Genomic DNA, 18,338 nt, shown 5'->3' on the forward strand with positions numbered 1-18,338 from the left:
GGGGGGTTTTTTTATATTGCGATCCAGATCAGGCGCAGACCCGTTGCCAAAAGCAAGACATAGGTGAGTCCAAAAAACAGCCTTTCTGGCACCAGATGATGCGCGCGCACCCCGATCCATGCGCCCAGCAATGCAAATGGCGCAAGAAGCAGGCTGCCCGTCAGGCTCTCCCAGCTGAAAATGCCAAGGTATGCGTAGGGTATCGCTTTCATCCAGTTGATCGCCCAGAACGATACCACGGTCGTTGCCTGAAATGCTGTCTTGCTTAGCCCTTGGGACAGCAGAAAAACCGCCGTTGGCGGCCCGCCTGCATGGCTGACAAAGCTGGTAAATCCGCCCACAAGCCCCGCCACCCACGCGAATGGCCGCGAAAATGGCATGATGCGCACCTGCAGCCAGCCCATGCTGCGGCTGAACTGAAACGCCACGAACAGCAGACAGATCAAACCAATCAACAGTCTGAACAGATCCCCATCCACAACCGCATAAAGCCAGGCCGCAATGATACACCCCGGCACCGCGCCTTGCATGATTCCCTTGGCCGAAGGCCAGTGCCATTTGCCCCAATAGGGTTTCAATGTCACCGCATCCACCAGCATGAACAGGGGCAATACGATGCCCAGCGCCATGCCGGGCGGCACCACCAGCGCCAGAATCGCCCCCGCGACAAATGCCGCGCCAGAGCCGAATCCCCCCTTTGATATGCCCCCGAAAATAATTGCCGGGACACCCAGTGCAAAGAATTGCCAGTCAAATACGATCAAGAAAAACGCCTTTGTTCAGGATATTGTACTGCTGTCGTTAACCTTTAATCCATGCCTTTGCTATGGTTTCCGGATGATGCCGCAGCGCGGCACCCTTGCGCGCGGGTGCGCAAAGCCTTACCCAAAGCGCCAAATTCAATCCCATTGAAGGATCAAATCCCATGGCCAGACCCAAGATTGCTCTCATCGGCGCAGGACAGATCGGCGGCACGCTCGCGCATCTTGCTGCCGTCAAGGAACTCGGTGATGTCGTGATGTTCGACATCGCAGAGGGCACGCCGCAGGGCAAAGCGCTCGATATCGCAGAATCGGGTCCATCGGCGAAATTCGATGGCAGCTTCAAGGGCACCAATGATTATGCCGATATCGCAGGCGCCGATGTTTGCATCGTCACCGCCGGTGTACCCCGCAAACCGGGGATGAGCCGTGATGACCTGCTGGGCATCAACCTCAAGGTCATGAAATCTGTCGGTGAGGGCATCGCCGCCCACGCGCCGAACGCATTTGTGATCTGCATCACCAACCCGCTTGACGCGATGGTCTGGGCCCTGCGCGAATTCTCTGGTCTGCCGCATGAAAAAGTCTGTGGCATGGCCGGCGTTCTGGACAGCGCCCGCTTCCGCCATTTCCTGGCCGAAGAATTCAATGTCTCGATGCGCGATGTGTCTGCTTTTGTCTTGGGCGGCCACGGCGACACGATGGTCCCGCTGACCCGTTATTCCACAGTGGCTGGTATTCCCCTGCCCGATCTGGTCGCGATGGGTTGGACCACACAAGACAAGCTGGACGCCATCGTGCAGCGCACCCGTGATGGCGGTGCAGAAATCGTTGGCCTGCTGAAAACCGGGTCCGCGTTCTATGCGCCCGCTACCTCTGCCATCGAAATGGCTGAGGCGTATTTGAAAGACCAGAAACGTCTGCTGCCTTGCGCGGCCAATGTGGACGGCGCTTACGGTCTGAAAAACACCTATGTCGGTGTACCAACGATCATCGGTGCAGGCGGCATTGAGCGTGTTGTCGAAATCAAAATGAACAAAGACGAGCAGGCCATGTTCGACAAATCTGTTGATGCGGTCAAAGGTCTGGTTGACGCCTGCAAAGGTATCGACAACAGCCTTAGCTAAACCTCTGGCTATAATACGTATTTCAACGGGCGTCCCAAGCGGGGCGCCCGTTTTGCGTTCAGCACCGCGCAATTTCCTTCATTCTTTATCTTCACAAATGCCATTTTGTGAACTATGTTCAAGTTATTGCATTCATTGAGGTTCCACATGCCACACAATATCCGCCCGCTCCTATTGGCCAGCAGTTTTCTGATCTTAGCCCAGCCCGCCAGCGCCGAAGACTACAGCGCGCAGTTTGCCCAACAAGGCATCTCCGGCACGGTCGCAACACTTTCCGCGATTGAAAACCCAACGCCCTCTGACCGCTTCGCCCTTGGCGGTGCCTTATTCCTGCAAGGCATCGAAACCGCCTTTCAAGAGCGTTACCGCACCGGGCTGAACGATCTCGACATCGAAATCCCCGGCCTGCTCACTGCGATTGCAGCCAACCCGGCCCCTGACGCATTTACGCCAGATGTGATCATGTCGCTTTTCACCCGGATCGGCGCGGACATGGATCGCGCGCAGGCCGTGATGGCCCCGATCACGTCAGAGGACACCGTCGCGGTCACCATCGACCTCAACCAAATCTGGTTCGACATCAACGCCAGTGGCACGCGCGACGAAGGCGAAGACTTGTTGCCCATCATGGTCCCGCTTTTCGTCAGCCAGTGGGAGGTGGCGGACACGCTCGACAGTCTTAATGCGTCAGGCGGCGCACCGACGATCACCTTTGACACTGCCGATGTCGCTTGGTTGCAGGCCTACACCCATGTCTTTGCAGGCACCGCCGAAATGGTGATGGCCTTTGACCCGACCGATGTGATCGCAACGGTTCTGGCAAATGCGGCCACAATCGCGGAATTACGACAGGGCGCGGCCCCCATGTTGTTCTTTTCCCCAGAGGATGAGAAAATCGCCGATCTGATCACCATCATCGTCCGCGTATTGGAACAGCAGCCCGATCCCATCCACACACAAGCAGCGCTAGACGATTTTCGCGCTGCGATCAGCCATAATATCACCTTTTGGTACCGTGTAAGCGCCGAAACGGACAATGATCGCGAATTTATCCCCAATAAAAGCCAAGAAAGCGCGCTGGGCATGTTGTTTCCCCCAAACATTGATCAGGCATGGCAGGCCGTCCTGCAAGAGGTCGCAATGGTGCTGAACGGGGAACGTCTGATCCCGCACTGGCGGACGGGTGACAACGTTGGCGTCAATCTGAACGCATGGCTCCGCGACCCGGCACCGCTTGATATCATTGGCGTGATCAGCGGAACTAGCCTGGCCCCCTATTTGGAGCGCGGACAGCTTGCCGAAGATGACGCAATGACAGAGTTTGACCAGCTGACAGGTGGCAATTTTGCGCTTTTCGCCTTCACGCTTAATTAGAACGGCACGGGCAGCATTGCGCCGCCCTCCTACAGCCCCATCAAATCCAACCCCTTATGACGCAGCCAGTCATCCACATCGTCAGAGGTCAGGCTGACCCCAGTACCGGCTAGCGGATCAAAGGGCGGATCGAGCAGCAACCCAAGGGTGTCCAGCTGCTGTAAGGTGGCGTCATTCATCAGCTTCAGCCGATCATGCAACGCATAAGCCGCCGCGCGATCCTGCAAAACCGCCGTGATCTGCCGCTGCCTGTGCGGCGACGGTTCCATCCCGTTATGGTTCAGATACGCATCTGCCTTGCGCAGCAGTTTGTAGACCCAATGCAGCCGGGTCAGCCCGTCGAAATGCAACAGATCAAGCCCGCTCGCCCGTTCCATTTTCACGTCTCGGTCCGGCGCGGATTTCAGGTAGCGTGGGCGATGGATCGAAATCTCGAGCTCCTGTCCGGCGCGGGTAAAGCTTTTGCCAATGGCATGGCCGGTCAGCCCACGCAGGGACAGCGCGTAATCCGGCCCAAACAGCGCGCGCCCCTGCGCGACCGCGCCAGTGAACGGTCTGCGAAACGGGCCAGCCAGCGGCACATGCGCCTGCTCTGCCACAAAGACACGCTCTGCCACGGGGACAATGGCGCAGTCGGTCGTTGCATCAAACCGGGTCAGACAGTCGGCGACCGGCTGAGTCGCCCAGAGGTATTCATCCGCGTCCACATGCAGCAGCCAGTCGCTTTGCATGTTCCGATAGGCATCAGTGGCATTGCGTAGCTGACGAATCTGATGCTTTTCCGGGCGGCGCTTTCCCAGACGTGCCCAGTGATCCGCATCGCAACGGCAGACCGTGACCATGTCCGGCAACCCCGTTGCGGCCGGATCGTCCGGCTGATCAAAATACAGAAAAATCTCTGACGCGCCCAAGCGACGATACCAATCGACAAAGACCTGCACCAATGCAGGCGGCTCGTCCACTGTGGCGACAACCGCCCATGTTGGTCTGTTTTGTGTCATTGGGTTCTGCGTAACAGTCCTGCGAATCTTTGCAACGGCGCACCAATCGCGCCCCCTAAGCCGGTATTTGTGATCACAGTAGAAAATCGTGTGATCACAAATGTTCGATTATCAGGGCATCGCCAAGATTTGCGTTAGAATATCCCTAACCCCTGTGGTTTAACCATGCGAAATCGAAGCCATATTGGACCAGCCTCATGAATATTCACGAATACCAGGCCAAAGCTCTGCTGCGCAGCTATGGCGCCCCCGTCTCTGATGGCCGCCCCGTCATGCGCGCCGAAGAAGCCAAAGCCGCCGCAGGCGAACTCGACGGCCCGCTTTGGGTCGTCAAAGCGCAGATCCACGCAGGTGGGCGCGGCAAGGGTAAGTTCAAAGAAGGCGACGCTGGCGACGCCGGTGGTGTCCGCCTTGCGAAATCCGTGGAAGAAGCCGCGCAGGAAGCCAAGAAAATGCTGGGCCGCACGCTGGTCACGCATCAGACCGGCCCCGCAGGCAAGGTTGTGAACCGGATTTATATCGAAGACGGCTCTGGCATCGAAACCGAAATGTATCTGGCCCTGCTGGTGGATCGCCAGACCAGCCGAATCGGCTTTGTTGTTTCAACCGAAGGCGGGATGGACATTGAAGAAGTCGCCGCCAGCACACCTGAAAAGATCCTGAACTTCACCGTTGATCCGGCGACCGGCTATCAGGCGTTCCACGGCCGCCGCGTGGCATTTGCGCTGGGGCTGACCGGGCAGCAGATCAAGCAATGCGTCAAACTGATGGGCCAGCTTTACACCGCCTTTGTCGAAAAAGACATGGAAATGCTGGAAATCAACCCGCTGATCGTCACTGACAAGGGTGACCTGAAAGTGCTCGACGCCAAAGTGTCTTTCGACGGCAACGCTATCTATCGTCATGATGATATCGCAGCCCTGCGCGACGAAACCGAGGAAGACGCGAAAGAGCTTGCCGCATCGAAGTTCGACCTGAACTATATCGCGTTGGACGGTGAAATCGGCTGTATGGTGAACGGCGCAGGCCTTGCCATGGCGACGATGGACATCATCAAGCTTTATGGCGCGGAGCCTGCCAACTTCCTTGACGTGGGCGGCGGCGCGACCAAGGAAAAAGTGACCGAAGCATTCAAGATCATCACCTCTGATCCTAACGTCAAAGGCATTCTTGTGAACATCTTCGGCGGCATCATGCGCTGCGACGTCATCGCCGAAGGCGTGATCGCCGCGGTGAAAGAGGTCGGATTGCAAGTGCCGCTGGTGGTACGCCTTGAAGGGACCAACGTCGAAAAAGGCAAAGAGATCATCAACAACTCAGGCCTCGCCGTGATTGCGGCGGACGACCTGAAAGACGGCGCACAGAAAATCGTGAAGGCAGTGAAGGGGTGAACTCCCTCGGCAACACCATCAGGGCCAGCGTGATCTGCCTTGCCGGGTCGTTGCTGGCCTCGTGTGAAACTGCGCAAGCACCGTCCGGGCCACCCCCGGTCGATCTAAGCGGCGCGCAGCTTTCTTCACATGCGGCATCGCAAATCTTCCAGCGCGCCTGCATCGATCAAAGTCCGCGCTTCCAAAGCACGCGGGCGGCGGCAGTTTCAATGGGATTTATGTCAACCGATATCCCGGGACAGTATGTGGATAAGGAACAAAATGCTCTGATTGAAACGTCTTCCACAGAAACAGGATTTAGCCAGTGTCGCGTCGTGTTCTTAGCGACGGCGTCGGATGACGTGTACTTTGATGCGCTCTTGGAGCTTCCGAGAGTAGCAAGAAGTACCGTTGCACAACTACGACAAGGGCCTGCGTTTTTCGTGGATGGGAATGGGCAGAAATACGTTACATTTGCGGGTTTGGCTGAATTCAAGAACACGCGGCTACGCACCTACTCCATGGGTGTTGGATCATCGGCAGAGCAGTTCGATTGACTTATCAGGGCACGAAATCGCGCCGAATGCGTTCATGGTAGAGACCAATGAAAGGAACAGACCATGACCAATAATGAATTCGACCGCATCCTGCCCATTGCTGTGGGCGTCGGCCTTGTCGGCCTTGGCGCCGCATTACTGCGCACCAAGCCCGGTATGCTGGCCCTGCCTGACCCAGCGCCCATCGCCGATGACAGCCAGCCCAACATGCTGGTGTCATCTGCCCACAACCTGCGTGACGGCATCGCCCGCTTCACACCGGATAACTTTGCGACCTCGCTCTCAAGGTCGTTCATCATCACCGGCGCAGCTCTGGTCCTCGTCCGCTTGCTGGACGAAGTCACAGGGCGCTCCGCCCGTTAGAATAAAGACAAAGGACGCAATATGGCCATTCTCGTCAACGAAAACACCAAAGTCATCTGTCAAGGGCTGACCGGCTCTCAGGGGACCTTCCATACTGAACAGGCGATTGCCTATGGGACGAAAATGGTCGGCGGCGTGACCCCCGGCAAAGGCGGGCAGACCCATCTGGACCTGCCCGTCTTCAACTCTGTGCATGAAGCTAAACATGTGACCGAAGCCAACGCCTCGGTTATCTATGTGCCGCCACCCTTCGCCGCTGATTCAATCCTCGAAGCGATCGATGCAGAAATGGAACTGATCATCTGCATCACCGAAGGCATCCCTGTACTGGACATGATGAAAGTGAAAAAAGCACTGCAAGGCTCCACCTCGCGGCTTATCGGGCCAAACTGTCCCGGCGTCATCACCCCCGACGCCTGCAAGATCGGCATCATGCCGGGCCATATCCACAAACGCGGCTCGGTCGGTGTTGTGTCCCGCTCCGGCACGCTGACCTATGAAGCGGTGAAGCAGACATCTGACAGCGGGCTGGGCCAGTCGACCGCTGTTGGCATCGGCGGTGACCCGATCAAAGGGACAGAGCATATCGACGTGCTGGACATGTTCCTTGATGACGATGAAACCCAGTCGATCATCATGATCGGCGAAATCGGTGGCTCTGCCGAAGAAGAAGCCGCCGAATTCCTGACCGCCCAAAAGAAAAAGGGCCGCTGGAAACCCACAGCCGGTTTCATCGCCGGGCGCACCGCCCCTCCGGGCCGCCGCATGGGCCACGCCGGCGCGATTGTCGCCGGTGGCAAGGGCGACGCGGAAAGCAAGATCGAAGCGATGAAATCCGCCGGGATCGTGGTCGCCGACAGCCCCGCCACGCTGGGCGAAGCCGTGCTGAAGGCAATCGGGTAAACGAACACAGAGGTCCCGGATCAAGTCCGGGACTTCGCCAGTAATGCAACGCAGTCCCGGACTTGATCCGGGACCCCAAACAGGACCCTGCCATGGGACCCACCCAAGCCATCCGGACTTGCCTTGCCAAGTCATTCCAATTCAAAGGTCGTGCATCGCAGGCCGAATTCTGGTGGTTTGCCGGAGCGTTGGCGACGGTCGCCTTTGTGTTTCTCTGGCCTTTCGCAACCATTCTGTCGACGACGACAAACGACTATATCGTGTCGAAGACAAATGCGTTTACGGGCGAGACGAGCCAGCAATTCGAGCGCCACATTTCGTGGTATTTCTACAAGATCACTTGGACACCTATATCAATTGCGATCACCACCGCCTTTTACGGTCTGATAGCTGCTGCCACGGCGCGTCGCTTGCACGACGTCGGTTCATCGGCCTGGTTCGGGCTTTCCATGCTTCTGATTGGTCCAGCTTCAGCGCTATTAGCCATTCTGGTCACGTTTACAGTTTGGCAATTTGCACCATTTCTCGGCGTCCTAAGCGGTCTTCTTCTGGGCATCCTGTCTTGGCTCGCTTGGCTGATCTGCCCCTTAATTCTGCTCATCCTGCTCACGCGCCCTTCAGAAAAAGGGCAAACCGAATACGGTCCCAACCCTAACGAGGTCCCCCAATGACCGACCAATCCCCCAACGATGTCTTCCACGCCTCCTCATTCCTGCAGGGGCACAACGCGGAATATGTCGAACAGCTTTATGCGCGCTATGCCGACAACCCCCACGCGGTGGATGAAAGCTGGCAGGCGTTCTTCAAATCCCTCGGCGACGCGCCGCAGGATGCCAAGGCAGAGGCCGCAGGCCCATCATGGGGTCGCATGGACTGGCCCCCGCAGCCTGCTGATGACCTGACCGCAGCACTGGATGGTCAATGGCCGACAGAGCCAGAGGCCGCAGGCAAAAAGATTAAGGATAAAGCAGCCGCGAAAGGCGTCAGCCTTGATGAAAATCAGGTCCGCAATGCGGTGCTTGATAGTATCCGCGCGTTGATGATCATCCGCGCCTATCGGATCCGGGGCCATCTGATCGCCGATCTGGACCCGCTGAACATGCGGGAAAATACACCGCATCCGGAACTTGACCCGAAATCATACGGCTTCACCGCCGCTGACATGGACCGCCCGATCTTTATCGACAATGTGCTGGGTCTTGAGCTCGCCACGATGAACGAGATTCTGGCCATCGTGAAACGCACCTATTGCGGCACCTTTGCCCTGCAATACATGCATATTTCCGACCCGGAAGAGGCCGGTTGGCTGAAAGAACGGATTGAAGGCTACGGCAAGGAAATCGCCTTTACCAAAGAAGGGCGCAAGGCGATCCTGAACAGTCTGGTCGAGGCTGAAGGTTTCGAAAAATTCTTGCATGTCAAATACATGGGCACCAAGCGGTTTGGTCTTGATGGTGGCGAAAGCCTGATCCCTGCGATGGAGCAGATCATCAAACGCGGTGGCCAGTTGGGACTGGAAGATATCGTGATCGGTATGCCGCACCGTGGACGCCTGTCTGTGCTCGCCAACGTGATGGAAAAACCCTATCGGGCGATCTTCAACGAATTCCAGGGCGGCTCTTTCAAACCCGAAGACGTGGATGGCTCGGGCGACGTGAAATACCATCTGGGCGCGTCCTCTGACCGCAGCTTTGATGGCAACACCGTCCACCTGTCGCTGACCGCAAACCCCAGCCACCTAGAGGCTGTGAACCCAGTCGTGTTGGGCAAGGTCCGCGCCAAGCAGGATCAGTTGAACGACACCGATCGGACCAAGGTCATGGCGATCCTGCTGCACGGCGATGCGGCCTTTGCTGGGCAAGGTGTCGTCGCCGAAGGCTTCGGCCTGTCCGGCCTGCGCGGTCACCGCACCGGCGGGACGATGCATATCGTGGTCAACAACCAGATCGGGTTCACCACTGCCCCGCACTTCAGCCGGTCCAGCCCCTATCCCACAGATATCGCCCTGATGGTCGAAGCGCCGATTTTCCACGTCAATGGCGACGACCCCGAAGCGGTCGTTCACGCCGCCCGCGTCGCCACGGAATTCCGTCAGAAATTCCACAAGGATGTGGTGCTCGATATCATCTGCTACCGCCGGTTTGGTCACAACGAAGGCGATGAGCCGATGTTTACCAACCCGCTGATGTACAAGAAGATTAAGAAGCAAAAGACAACGCTGACGCTTTATACCGAACGACTGGTCAATGACGGGCTGATCCCCGAAGGCGAGATTGAGGATATGAAAGCCAGCTTTCAATCTCACCTGAACGAAGAGTTCGAGGCCGGCAAAACCTACAAACCGAACAAGGCCGACTGGCTGGACGGCAAGTGGTCGCATCTGGACCGGCAGGATGAGGATTATCAACGCGGCGTCACGGCCATCGACGAAGCCACTTTTGACGCTGTGGGCGAGGCCCTGTCAAAGGCTCCCGATGGCTTTCCGCTGCATAAAACCGTGGGCCGGTTGCTCGACGCCAAAACGAAAATGTTCGACACCGGCGAAGGCATTGACTGGGCGACAGGTGAGGCGCTCGCCTTTGGCTCGCTCCTGACCGAAGGCTATCGGGTCCGTCTGTCGGGCCAGGATTCCACCCGCGGCACATTCAGCCAGCGGCATTCGGGCCTGATCAATCAGGACACCGAAGAACGCTACTATCCGCTGAACCATGTGCGAGAAGGACAGGCCCATTATGAGGTCATCGACAGCATGCTGTCGGAATATGCGGTGCTGGGTTTCGAATATGGCTATTCGCTGGCTGAACCCAATGCGCTGACACTTTGGGAAGCGCAGTTTGGCGATTTCGCCAATGGCGCGCAGATCATGTTCGACCAGTTCATCAGCTCTGGCGAAAGCAAATGGCTGCGCATGTCCGGCCTCATCTGCCTGCTGCCCCACGGATATGAAGGGCAGGGGCCCGAACACTCCTCTGCCCGGCTGGAACGGTTCCTGACCATGTGCGGCGGCGACAACTGGATCGTGGCCAATTGCACGACACCGGCCAACTATTTCCACCTGTTGCGGCGGCAGTTGCACCGGACCTTCCGCAAACCGCTGATCCTGATGACGCCCAAATCGCTGCTGCGCCACAAGATGGCCGTGTCGAAAAAAGAGGAATTCACCAGCGGCTCGTCCTTCCACCGGGTCTTGTGGGATGATGCCGAACACGGCAATTCCGACACCAAACTGGCCCCGGATGACCAGATCAAACGTGTCGTCATGTGTTCAGGCAAGGTCTACTACGATCTGCTTGAAGAACGCGACAAGCGCGGCATCAATGATGTCTACATCCTGCGCTTCGAACAGTTCTACCCGTTCCCGGCGCAAGCGGCGGTCAACGAACTACAACGGTTCAGCAACGCCGATATGGTCTGGTGTCAGGAAGAGCCTAAAAATCAGGGCGCCTGGTCCTTTATGGAACCCAATCTTGAATGGGTCCTCACCCGGATCAAGGCCAAGCACACCCGCGCCATCTATGCCGGCCGCAGCGCCGCCGCCTCACCCGCGACCGGGCTGGCCAGCAAACATAAAGCAGAACAAGAGGCGCTCGTGAATGATGCGCTGACTATCGAAGGAACACAGCAATGAGCACCGAAGTCCGCGTCCCCACCCTCGGCGAATCCGTGACCGAGGCGACTGTCGCCACATGGTTCAAACAGCCCGGCGATGCGGTCGCCGTTGACGAAATGCTGTGCGAGCTTGAGACAGATAAAGTCACGGTCGAGGTTCCAAGCCCCATCGCAGGCACCCTATCCGAAATCGTGGCACCCGAGGGTGAAACCGTGGGCGTCGACGCGCTGCTGGCCCAAATCAGCGAGGGCAAAAGCGACGCCACCCCCGCCCCAGCCAAGGCTGAAACCGAAGCAAAGCCGGACGCCGACGTCACCCAGACAAATGCAGGCCCGGAAGATACCAAACCCCGCGATCCCGAAGATGCCCCTTCGGCCAAGAAACTGATGGCCGAAAACAACCTGTCCGATGTGCAGGGCAGCGGCAAGGATGGCCGGGTGATGAAAGAGGACGTGTTGAAAGCGCTCTCTGACACCTCCAGCGCTGCCGCCCCGGCCGCAGCCCCCCGCGCGCCGGTCGCCGCCGATCAGGCTGACCGCGAAGAGCGGGTCAAAATGACCCGCCTGCGCCAGACCATCGCCAAGCGTCTGAAAGAAAGCCAGAACACCGCCGCCATGCTGACCACCTACAATGAGGTCGACATGACAGAGGTCATGGCCCTGCGGAACGAATACAAAGATCTGTTCCTGAAGAAACACGGCGTGAAACTCGGCTTCATGTCCTTCTTCACCAAGGCCTGCGTGCACGCCCTGAACGAAGTGCCAGAGGTCAACGCCGAAATCGACGGCACCGATGTGGTCTACAAGAACTACGTCAACATGGGCATCGCCGCAGGCACGCCCACCGGCCTTGTGGTGCCGGTGATCAACGACGCCGACCAAATGTCATTTGCCGCCATCGAAAAAGCGATCGCTGAAAAAGGCGCGAAAGCCCGCGACGGCAAGCTGAGCATGGCCGAAATGCAGGGCGGTACCTTCACCATCTCTAACGGTGGGGTCTATGGCTCGCTCATGTCCTCGCCCATCCTGAACCCGCCGCAATCCGGCATCCTTGGCATGCACAAGATTCAGGACCGGCCGATGGCGATCAACGGCGAAGTCGTGATCCGCCCGATGATGTATCTGGCGCTCAGCTACGACCACCGGATCGTGGACGGCAAAGGTGCGGTGACATTCCTTGTACGCGTCAAAGAAGCGCTTGAGGACCCACGGCGGTTGTTGATGGATTTGTAACAGAGCATTTGGGTTTCTCAGCCGCCAAATAGTTGAGAAACCCATTTATCTTTAGCTTCCAAGCAAACGTCCACTAATTAGACTGAGTGTTCGGCCAAGATGGATCATGATGGTAACGAAATGCCTCGAATTGGGCTCAAGGAACTCATTGGTCAGGTTGTGTTACTTGTCATTTTTCTGAGCTTTCTTTTAACACCTTACATTTCATTCATTTCATCTACGGGAGGAGGATTTGGGTTTAAAACACAAGTCGCCACCGAAGTCGCCGCGATGATCATTGTTGGCGGGTTGACCACTTTACCGATACTCACGTTAATGTTTGCGTTGCATCTGAAAAAATTCCAACTCCTCAATACATATTTTGTAAGGGTCATATTCTTATTCATAGTATTGGCTCCTGTCATCTGGAATTCGTTGCTGAATTTGCCAATAAACCACATCTGGACGATAGCACTTGGCGGCAGCACCCTCTTAATCGTCTGCATCCACGAGACGCTCCAGCGGTTAATAACAACAAGATGATCCGCCTCCTCAAACCCCTCGCCCTCCTGCTCCTCCTCGGCTTCGGCACCGCTGCCTACACCCAAGTCATGCTGCGTGAGGGCTCTGGCACCCCGCCACCCATGGCGCCGGCGGACCAGCAAGCTGACGCAATCCATGTGGACAAAAGCGATAGGGTGCTGACACTGCTACGCGACGAAACCGCATTCAAACGCTACAGCATCGCCCTTGGCGGGGTCCCTGAAGGGCACAAAGCCCAAGAAGGTGACGAACGCACGCCCGAAGGCGCTTATGAAATCGACTGGTCAAACCAAAACTCCATCGCGCATCTCAGCCTGCATATCTCATACCCCAATGCAGCCGATACGGCGCAGGCCACAGCCCGTGGCGTGTCGCCCGGCGGGAACATCATGATCCACGGCACCCTGAACGGCTGGGGCTGGCTGGGCGGAATACAACACTATTGGGATTGGACAAATGGCTGCATCGCCGTCACCAATAAGGACATGCGCGAAATCTGGTCGCTGGTGCCGGTCGGCACGCCGATTACGATTGAAGGCTAGGCAGATGACCGCGCGCAACACCGTCCCGGACCTGATCCGGGACCTCGCACAGGACGCCGCAATATGATGACACCCGAACTCACCGTTCTCGCCCTCGCAGGCCTCCTGCAAGGCCTCCAGATTTGCCTGATGGCGGTGCCCGCCAATCTGGAACTGGGGCCGGGCAAGACCATGTCACCCCGCGATGCCAGCCGGATGGCACAACCGATTGCCGAACAGGTCAGCGACAAAACCGGGCGCCTGATCCGCGCCATGAACAACCATTTCGAGGCGCTGATCCTGTTCACGATCGCGGTTTTGGTCGTCACGCTGGGCGACAAAGGCACCGGGCTAACCGCTGGCTGCGCCTGGGCCTATCTGATCGCGCGTATCGCCTATGTCCCCGCCTATTATTTTGGCCTCGCCCCTTGGCGCTCGCTGATCTGGTTTGTGGGGTTTCTCTCGACCATGCTGATGTTATTGTCAGCCCTGATATGACAAGCACCCAACCTGATGGGGTCCGACACAATTCCGACGCCTATCCGACACCTGTTTTTGAATGGAGACCCGAATGTCCAGCTATGATGTAATCGTTATCGGTGCCGGCCCCGGCGGCTATGTCTGCGCCATCCGCTGTGCCCAATTGGGCATGAAAGTGGCCTGTGTCGAAGGGCGCGAAACCCTTGGCGGGACTTGTCTGAACGTGGGGTGTATCCCCTCCAAGGCGATGCTGCATGCGACCCATATGCTACATGAAGCTGAACATAATTTCACCGACATGGGGCTAAAGGGCAAAGCCCCTTCGGTCGACTGGAAACAGATGCTGGCCTATAAGGAAAAGACGGTTGGCCAGAACACAGGCGGGATCGAATTCCTTTTCAAAAAGAACAAGATAGACTGGATCAAAGGCTGGGCTTCTATCCCAGAGGCAGGCAAGGTCAAAGTCGGCGATGAGGTGCACGAAGCCAAGCATATCGTAATCGCTTCAGGCTCCGCGCCCGCCTCTCTGCCCGGTGTTGAAGTGGATGAAAAGACGGTTGTCACCTCCACCGGCGCGCTGGAACTGAACAAAGTGCCTAAGAAACTGGTGGTTATCGGCGCAGGCGTGATCGGGCTGGAACTTGGATCGGTCTATGCCCGCCTCGGGGCAGAGGTGCAGGTGGTCGAATTCCTTGACCACATCACCCCCGGCATCGACAGCGAAGTCGCGCGCCAGTTTCAAAAGATGTTAACCAAGCAAGGGCTAAAGTTCACCCTGGGCGCGGCTGTGCAGGGCGTCAGCGTCAAAGGCGGCAAAGCCACCGTCAGCTACAAGCTGCGCAAGGATGACAGCGAACACGAAATAACAGCAGATACCGTTCTGGTCGCCACCGGGCGCAAACCCTTCACCGAAGGTCTGGGTCTTGCCGATCTTGGCGTTGAACTATCAGAGCGTGGCCAAATCAAGACCGATGGGCGCTATGCCACCAATGTCTCAGGCGTTTACGCCATTGGCGACGCCATCGATGGCCCGATGCTGGCCCATAAGGCCGAAGACGAAGGCATGGCCGTCGCCGAAGGCATCGCCGGACAGCATCCGCATGTGAACTATGGCGTGATCCCCGGCGTCATCTACACCCACCCCGAGGTCAGCAGCGTCGGCGAGACTGAGGACACCCTGAAAAAGGCAGGCCGCGCCTATAAGGTCGGCAAGTTTCCCTTCATGGGCAACGCGCGGGCCAAGGCGAATTTCGCGGGCGACGGTTTCGTGAAAATCCTCGTGGACAAGGAAACAGATCGGGTTCTGGGCGCGCATATTATCGGCCCGATGGCAGGCGACTTGATCCACGAAATCTGCGTCGCAATGGAATTTGGTGCAGCGGCAGAGGATATCGCCCGCACATGTCACGCCCATCCGACCTATTCCGAAGCCGTCCGCGAGGCCGCATTGGCCTGCGGTGACGGTGCGATCCACGCATAATGCGTATCACCTGGCGCGTCCCACGCGGCGCGTCAGGTCTTGTTTTCGACCTTTAAAGCGTTATGCGAAAAACCTGAATCAGCTAACGCTGCCTGAAATCATAGATTTCAACGCGTTAGCAGGTACGTTATGTCTCAGGTATTTCGTCAAACGCTATAGGCACGAATTTGCGCTGCGTCATATGACATAGCGTAAAAGCCAATGGTCAAAACACAACCCGAAATTGTTCAGACCTAAATTGCCGCAGACATGGTCCCAATCGACCATAAGTGCGCCACAATCATACCGTTCTTTTATCCGGTACAGACTGTAACTATCCGAGAATAAGATGAAAAAACTTGCTTTTGCTACGCTTCTTTTCATTGCGTATGCAATGCCAGCACAGGCATTCACCAGCAATAGCGGCTATTTTCAAAAGCTGGAGTTCGTCAGCGAAACGCTGATTCCCGGCCCCGGCCTTAGCTCACTGTCCCTGTGCTATGTCACGCGGGACCTGTTGATTATGGGGCATACGCTGACAAGCGACATACAGGGTTATGCCCTGTCATCTGACGGTTGTAATCAGCAGCTTGAACGGCATTTTTCACCAGAACAGATCGTGACAGCGCAATCCGACCGGATGAACCTTATCGACCCTGCGATCCCTCCAGTCGCGCGCAACAGCTTGGAACGTAACATCCGCAACTACGGCCTATGGCTGGGTGTCGCGCTTGCGCTGCTTGCGGTGATCCTGCGCCGGATTAAATCGCTCATGGGACTCGACCCGCGCGGCCCCCTGCGACGCAAAGCGGCGCAACGCATCCTGACAACCATGTGCCACGTGGCCAAATGCGACGGTCTCGTTGACGCACGCGAAATGAAGCTGATCGCCCGAACGGCCCGGCGTCTGACTGGCCGCGTTTACCCAACATCGGATGTGATCCGGCTTGCCGACCATCTTGAAATTGAACTGACACCGCATGATTTTATCGGGTTTGGCAAGGGCCTGCGGGATCGCGAGAAAGACACGATGATGCAGGCGGTTCTGTTTATCGCAATTGCCGATGGCAAAATGCTAAAATCAGAATATAACTTTGCAACCGAACTGGCCCATGGGCTTGGTATGCCGGGCGAAGATTTCCGGCGCGTCTTGAACGTGGCACTCGCCGATCTGGACACGCATATAGCCGCTTAACCCTTGAGCATCCGCAACCCCTGCGTTGCATCCATCCGCACTGCCAGACGCAGCCCCGGTTCATCCCCCGCCTTGAGAGAGCTCAGGATCAGCTTGTGGTGGTGGGGCGGCTCCTTGCGGTTCAGCCGCCCATAAAGCGCCCGCATCGTGGGCCCAAGTTGCAGCCAAACGGTTTCGGTAATCGCCAGCATCGCCGGTGCCTGCGCGCGCAAGTATAGCGTGCGGTGAAATTCCAGATTTAGGCGGATGTAGCCAGTGGCGTCATGTCGGGCAATCATCTGGCGCACACCATGGTTGATCCCCTCCAGCCGCTCGATCAGCGCGAAATGCGCGCGTGGCAATGCCCGCGACGCCAGCTCCGGCTCCAACAACGCCCGCAACGTAGCCAACTCCTCAATCCGTTCATTGGATAGCGCCGGGGTGGACACCCGACCAGAGGATGACAACGACAGCGCGCCCTCTGCCACAAGACGGCGCACCGCTTCGCGCGCCGGGGTCATAGAGACATCGTATTCCTTGCCGATCCCGCGCAGGGTCAGCGCCTCACCCGGGGGGATCTCGCCATGCATGATGCGGGTGCGCAGCGCGCGATAGACACGTTCATGCGCGGCGGTCGTGGGGTCAATGGGGCGGGGCTGTATCAACATATGTCAGTTGTGATGAGGATTAAGCGGCGGGTCAATTCTCGAACGTGATCCGATGCAACTGATCCCCTTCTGCGCGCAGCCAGCGGCGATGCTGATCATAGTCCGGACAAAGCCGCCCCACCAGTGCCCAGAAGGCGGGGCCGTGGTTCATCTCGACCAGATGCGCGACCTCATGCGCGGCGACATAATCCAGTACCGCGGACGGGGCCATGATCAGACGCCAAGAATACATGAGCGCCCCGGCACTGGAACACGACCCCCAGCGCGAGCGGGTGTCGCGCAGTGAAATCCTTGTATAGGGGCGGTTCACCTGCGCGGCATAGCGGTCAGACGCATCCGTCAGCACATCCCGCGCCAGCGCCTTCAGCGCCGCTGTCACCTGCGGCCCAACTGGCCGGCCCGCGACCACATGCACGGCATCCTGCGTGATTCGCACATAGCGGCCCGTTGCAGGTATAATCGGCAGCAGCGCGCCCCGGACAGGCACCCCCTGCCCCATTACAACGGTCTGCACGGGCCGCATCTGGTCCAAATGGCCACGCAACCAGGATTCCTTGGCTTGCAGAAAAGCAATCCCCTCACCTTCGCGCGCGCGCTTGGGCAAGGTCAGCGTCACACGCCCGTCCAGCCGGGACACCCGCAACGACAAGCGCTTGGCCCGCGCAGACCGACGCAATGTCACATCAATCGGGGGGTTGCCTTCAAGCCTGTGGCGGCCCATATCCAACTTTCATCTTTTACCGACGCCAAAGCCTTTGACACCTCACGTCGCTTATGGCAGTTGGCAGCGATCACCCGCAAGGGACTGACCAAGATTTTGAAGGGATAGCCTATGCCTAAGGAAGAGTGGGGCACCAAGCGCCTTTGCCCCGAAACCGGCAAACGCTTTTACGACCTGAACGCCAAACCTATCATCAGCCCTTACACCGGTAAGGAAGTTGCTGTCGACACATCGAAGACACGCACAATGGTCGCGGATGCTGAAGACGCGCAGACCAAAAAGATGAAGGAAACGACCGACGAGGACGAATTGGTTCTCGACGACGATGATGACGACGATGTCGATCTTGGCGATGACGTTCTGGAAGATGACGACGATGATGATACGGTTTCGCTCGACGAGCTGGCCGATGTCAGCACCGATGACGACGATTAAAACTATTTGGCCGGGTGCGATTTTCACTTGATCTCGCCCGGTCCGCTGCATAGACAGCAC

19 protein-coding genes are annotated in these 18,338 nt (G+C 57.6%); 14 read left to right on the forward strand and 5 right to left on the reverse strand.

Annotated features, from left to right (window positions below; translation table 11 throughout):
- Nucleotides 1–11: 11 nt before the first annotated feature.
- Complete coding sequence (locus ACJ5NV_RS01735) at nt 12–764, reverse strand: sulfite exporter TauE/SafE family protein (protein WP_411641850.1); 753 nt, start codon at nt 762–764, stop codon at nt 12–14.
- A gap of 161 nt (nt 765–925) precedes the next feature.
- Between ACJ5NV_RS01735 and mdh the strand changes: the two genes are divergently transcribed.
- Both mdh and ACJ5NV_RS01745 read left to right on the forward strand, forming a co-directional pair.
- On the forward strand, nt 926–1,888 hold the full coding sequence (gene mdh, locus ACJ5NV_RS01740; RefSeq protein WP_411641852.1) for a malate dehydrogenase: 963 nt from the start codon (nt 926–928) through the stop codon (nt 1,886–1,888).
- A 147-nt stretch (nt 1,889–2,035) separates the two neighbouring features.
- Nucleotides 2,036–3,262, forward strand: coding sequence for a hypothetical protein (locus tag ACJ5NV_RS01745; RefSeq protein ID WP_411641854.1), 1,227 nt, complete (start codon nt 2,036–2,038; stop codon nt 3,260–3,262).
- A gap of 29 nt (nt 3,263–3,291) precedes the next feature.
- Here the strand turns inward: ACJ5NV_RS01745 and ACJ5NV_RS01750 are convergent, their stop codons facing one another.
- Nucleotides 3,292–4,263: a glycosyltransferase family 2 protein gene (locus ACJ5NV_RS01750; RefSeq protein WP_411641856.1), complete on the reverse strand. Its 972-nt coding sequence runs from the start codon at nt 4,261–4,263 to the stop codon at nt 3,292–3,294.
- Between the two features lie 197 nt (nt 4,264–4,460).
- Here ACJ5NV_RS01750 and sucC point away from each other — a divergent pair, with 197 nt between their 5' ends.
- From sucC to odhB, 7 genes are all read left to right on the forward strand, one after another.
- A complete protein-coding gene (gene sucC / locus ACJ5NV_RS01755; protein ID WP_411641858.1) occupies nt 4,461–5,654 on the forward strand; it encodes an ADP-forming succinate--CoA ligase subunit beta in 1,194 nt (397 codons plus the stop codon).
- A complete protein-coding gene (locus tag ACJ5NV_RS01760) occupies nt 5,651–6,190 on the forward strand; it encodes a hypothetical protein (protein ID WP_411641860.1) in 540 nt (179 codons plus the stop codon). Before sucC ends, ACJ5NV_RS01760 begins: the two co-directional genes overlap by 4 nt.
- Before the next feature lie 63 nt (nt 6,191–6,253).
- Nucleotides 6,254–6,553, forward strand: a complete 300-nt coding sequence (locus tag ACJ5NV_RS01765) for a hypothetical protein (protein WP_411641861.1) — start codon at nt 6,254–6,256, stop codon at nt 6,551–6,553.
- Nucleotides 6,554–6,574: 21 nt separating this feature from the next.
- Complete coding sequence (gene sucD / locus ACJ5NV_RS01770) at nt 6,575–7,456, forward strand: succinate--CoA ligase subunit alpha (RefSeq protein ID WP_411641863.1); 882 nt, start codon at nt 6,575–6,577, stop codon at nt 7,454–7,456.
- A 92-nt stretch (nt 7,457–7,548) separates the two neighbouring features.
- Complete coding sequence (locus ACJ5NV_RS01775; RefSeq protein WP_411641864.1) at nt 7,549–8,127, forward strand: DUF805 domain-containing protein; 579 nt, start codon at nt 7,549–7,551, stop codon at nt 8,125–8,127.
- Entirely contained in the window at nt 8,124–11,084 is a 2,961-nt protein-coding gene (locus tag ACJ5NV_RS01780) for a 2-oxoglutarate dehydrogenase E1 component (protein WP_411641866.1), read from the forward strand. Before ACJ5NV_RS01775 ends, ACJ5NV_RS01780 begins: the two co-directional genes overlap by 4 nt.
- A complete protein-coding gene (gene odhB / locus ACJ5NV_RS01785; protein ID WP_411641868.1) occupies nt 11,081–12,298 on the forward strand; it encodes a 2-oxoglutarate dehydrogenase complex dihydrolipoyllysine-residue succinyltransferase in 1,218 nt (405 codons plus the stop codon). The genes ACJ5NV_RS01780 and odhB overlap by 4 nt, the downstream gene beginning before the upstream one ends.
- 197 nt (nt 12,299–12,495) lie before the next feature.
- Here odhB and ACJ5NV_RS01790 read toward each other — a convergent pair whose 3' ends face one another.
- Nucleotides 12,496–12,885 (reverse strand): hypothetical protein, encoded by a 390-nt coding sequence (locus ACJ5NV_RS01790; RefSeq protein ID WP_411641870.1) that lies wholly within the window; start codon nt 12,883–12,885, stop codon nt 12,496–12,498.
- A gap of 36 nt (nt 12,886–12,921) precedes the next feature.
- Between ACJ5NV_RS01790 and ACJ5NV_RS01795 the strand changes: the two genes are divergently transcribed.
- From ACJ5NV_RS01795 to ACJ5NV_RS01810, 4 genes are all read left to right on the forward strand, one after another.
- Entirely contained in the window at nt 12,922–13,362 is a 441-nt protein-coding gene (locus ACJ5NV_RS01795) for a L,D-transpeptidase family protein (RefSeq protein WP_411641871.1), read from the forward strand.
- A gap of 66 nt (nt 13,363–13,428) precedes the next feature.
- Nucleotides 13,429–13,839: an MAPEG family protein gene (locus ACJ5NV_RS01800; RefSeq protein WP_411641945.1), complete on the forward strand. Its 411-nt coding sequence runs from the start codon at nt 13,429–13,431 to the stop codon at nt 13,837–13,839.
- A gap of 73 nt (nt 13,840–13,912) precedes the next feature.
- Nucleotides 13,913–15,301 (forward strand): dihydrolipoyl dehydrogenase, encoded by a 1,389-nt coding sequence (gene lpdA, locus ACJ5NV_RS01805; protein ID WP_411641873.1) that lies wholly within the window; start codon nt 13,913–13,915, stop codon nt 15,299–15,301.
- A 328-nt stretch (nt 15,302–15,629) separates the two neighbouring features.
- A complete protein-coding gene (locus tag ACJ5NV_RS01810) occupies nt 15,630–16,475 on the forward strand; it encodes a TerB family tellurite resistance protein (RefSeq protein WP_411641875.1) in 846 nt (281 codons plus the stop codon).
- On the opposite strand, the gene ACJ5NV_RS01815 is transcribed toward ACJ5NV_RS01810, so the two are convergent.
- Both ACJ5NV_RS01815 and ACJ5NV_RS01820 read right to left on the reverse strand, forming a co-directional pair.
- Nucleotides 16,472–17,122: a GntR family transcriptional regulator gene (locus ACJ5NV_RS01815; RefSeq protein ID WP_411641877.1), complete on the reverse strand. Its 651-nt coding sequence runs from the start codon at nt 17,120–17,122 to the stop codon at nt 16,472–16,474. The two genes, ACJ5NV_RS01810 and ACJ5NV_RS01815, sit on opposite strands and share 4 nt — an antisense overlap.
- 31 nt (nt 17,123–17,153) lie before the next feature.
- Nucleotides 17,154–17,843, reverse strand: a complete 690-nt coding sequence (locus ACJ5NV_RS01820; RefSeq protein WP_411641879.1) for a M48 family metallopeptidase — start codon at nt 17,841–17,843, stop codon at nt 17,154–17,156.
- A 111-nt stretch (nt 17,844–17,954) separates the two neighbouring features.
- Between ACJ5NV_RS01820 and ACJ5NV_RS01825 the strand changes: the two genes are divergently transcribed.
- Nucleotides 17,955–18,278, forward strand: coding sequence for a TIGR02300 family protein (locus ACJ5NV_RS01825; RefSeq protein ID WP_411641880.1), 324 nt, complete (start codon nt 17,955–17,957; stop codon nt 18,276–18,278).
- Nucleotides 18,279–18,338 lie beyond the last annotated feature (60 nt).

Source organism: Loktanella agnita (genome assembly GCF_046640325.1).
GTDB classification, from domain to species: domain Bacteria; phylum Pseudomonadota; class Alphaproteobacteria; order Rhodobacterales; family Rhodobacteraceae; genus Yoonia; species Yoonia agnita.

Bases quoted from the DNA above. Each gene is read 5' to 3' on its own strand.
- ACJ5NV_RS01780 (WP_411641866.1), top strand. From the start codon at position 8,124: ATGACCGACCAATCCCCCAACGATGTCTTCCACGCCTCCTCATTCCTG.
- odhB (WP_411641868.1), top strand. From the start codon at position 11,081: ATGAGCACCGAAGTCCGCGTCCCCACCCTCGGCGAATCCGTGACCGAG.
- sucC (WP_411641858.1), top strand. From the start codon at position 4,461: ATGAATATTCACGAATACCAGGCCAAAGCTCTGCTGCGCAGCTATGGC.
- lpdA (WP_411641873.1), top strand. From the start codon at position 13,913: ATGTCCAGCTATGATGTAATCGTTATCGGTGCCGGCCCCGGCGGCTAT.
- ACJ5NV_RS01765 (WP_411641861.1), top strand. From the start codon at position 6,254: ATGACCAATAATGAATTCGACCGCATCCTGCCCATTGCTGTGGGCGTC.
- ACJ5NV_RS01810 (WP_411641875.1), top strand. From the start codon at position 15,630: ATGAAAAAACTTGCTTTTGCTACGCTTCTTTTCATTGCGTATGCAATG.
- ACJ5NV_RS01815 (WP_411641877.1), bottom strand. From the start codon at position 17,122: ATGTTGATACAGCCCCGCCCCATTGACCCCACGACCGCCGCGCATGAA.
- mdh (WP_411641852.1), top strand. From the start codon at position 926: ATGGCCAGACCCAAGATTGCTCTCATCGGCGCAGGACAGATCGGCGGC.
- ACJ5NV_RS01800 (WP_411641945.1), top strand. From the start codon at position 13,429: ATGACACCCGAACTCACCGTTCTCGCCCTCGCAGGCCTCCTGCAAGGC.
- ACJ5NV_RS01775 (WP_411641864.1), top strand. From the start codon at position 7,549: ATGGGACCCACCCAAGCCATCCGGACTTGCCTTGCCAAGTCATTCCAA.
- sucD (WP_411641863.1), top strand. From the start codon at position 6,575: ATGGCCATTCTCGTCAACGAAAACACCAAAGTCATCTGTCAAGGGCTG.
- ACJ5NV_RS01795 (WP_411641871.1), top strand. From the start codon at position 12,922: ATGGCGCCGGCGGACCAGCAAGCTGACGCAATCCATGTGGACAAAAGC.
- ACJ5NV_RS01745 (WP_411641854.1), top strand. From the start codon at position 2,036: ATGCCACACAATATCCGCCCGCTCCTATTGGCCAGCAGTTTTCTGATC.
- ACJ5NV_RS01825 (WP_411641880.1), top strand. From the start codon at position 17,955: ATGCCTAAGGAAGAGTGGGGCACCAAGCGCCTTTGCCCCGAAACCGGC.
- ACJ5NV_RS01750 (WP_411641856.1), bottom strand. From the start codon at position 4,263: ATGACACAAAACAGACCAACATGGGCGGTTGTCGCCACAGTGGACGAG.
- ACJ5NV_RS01820 (WP_411641879.1), bottom strand. From the start codon at position 17,843: ATGGGCCGCCACAGGCTTGAAGGCAACCCCCCGATTGATGTGACATTG.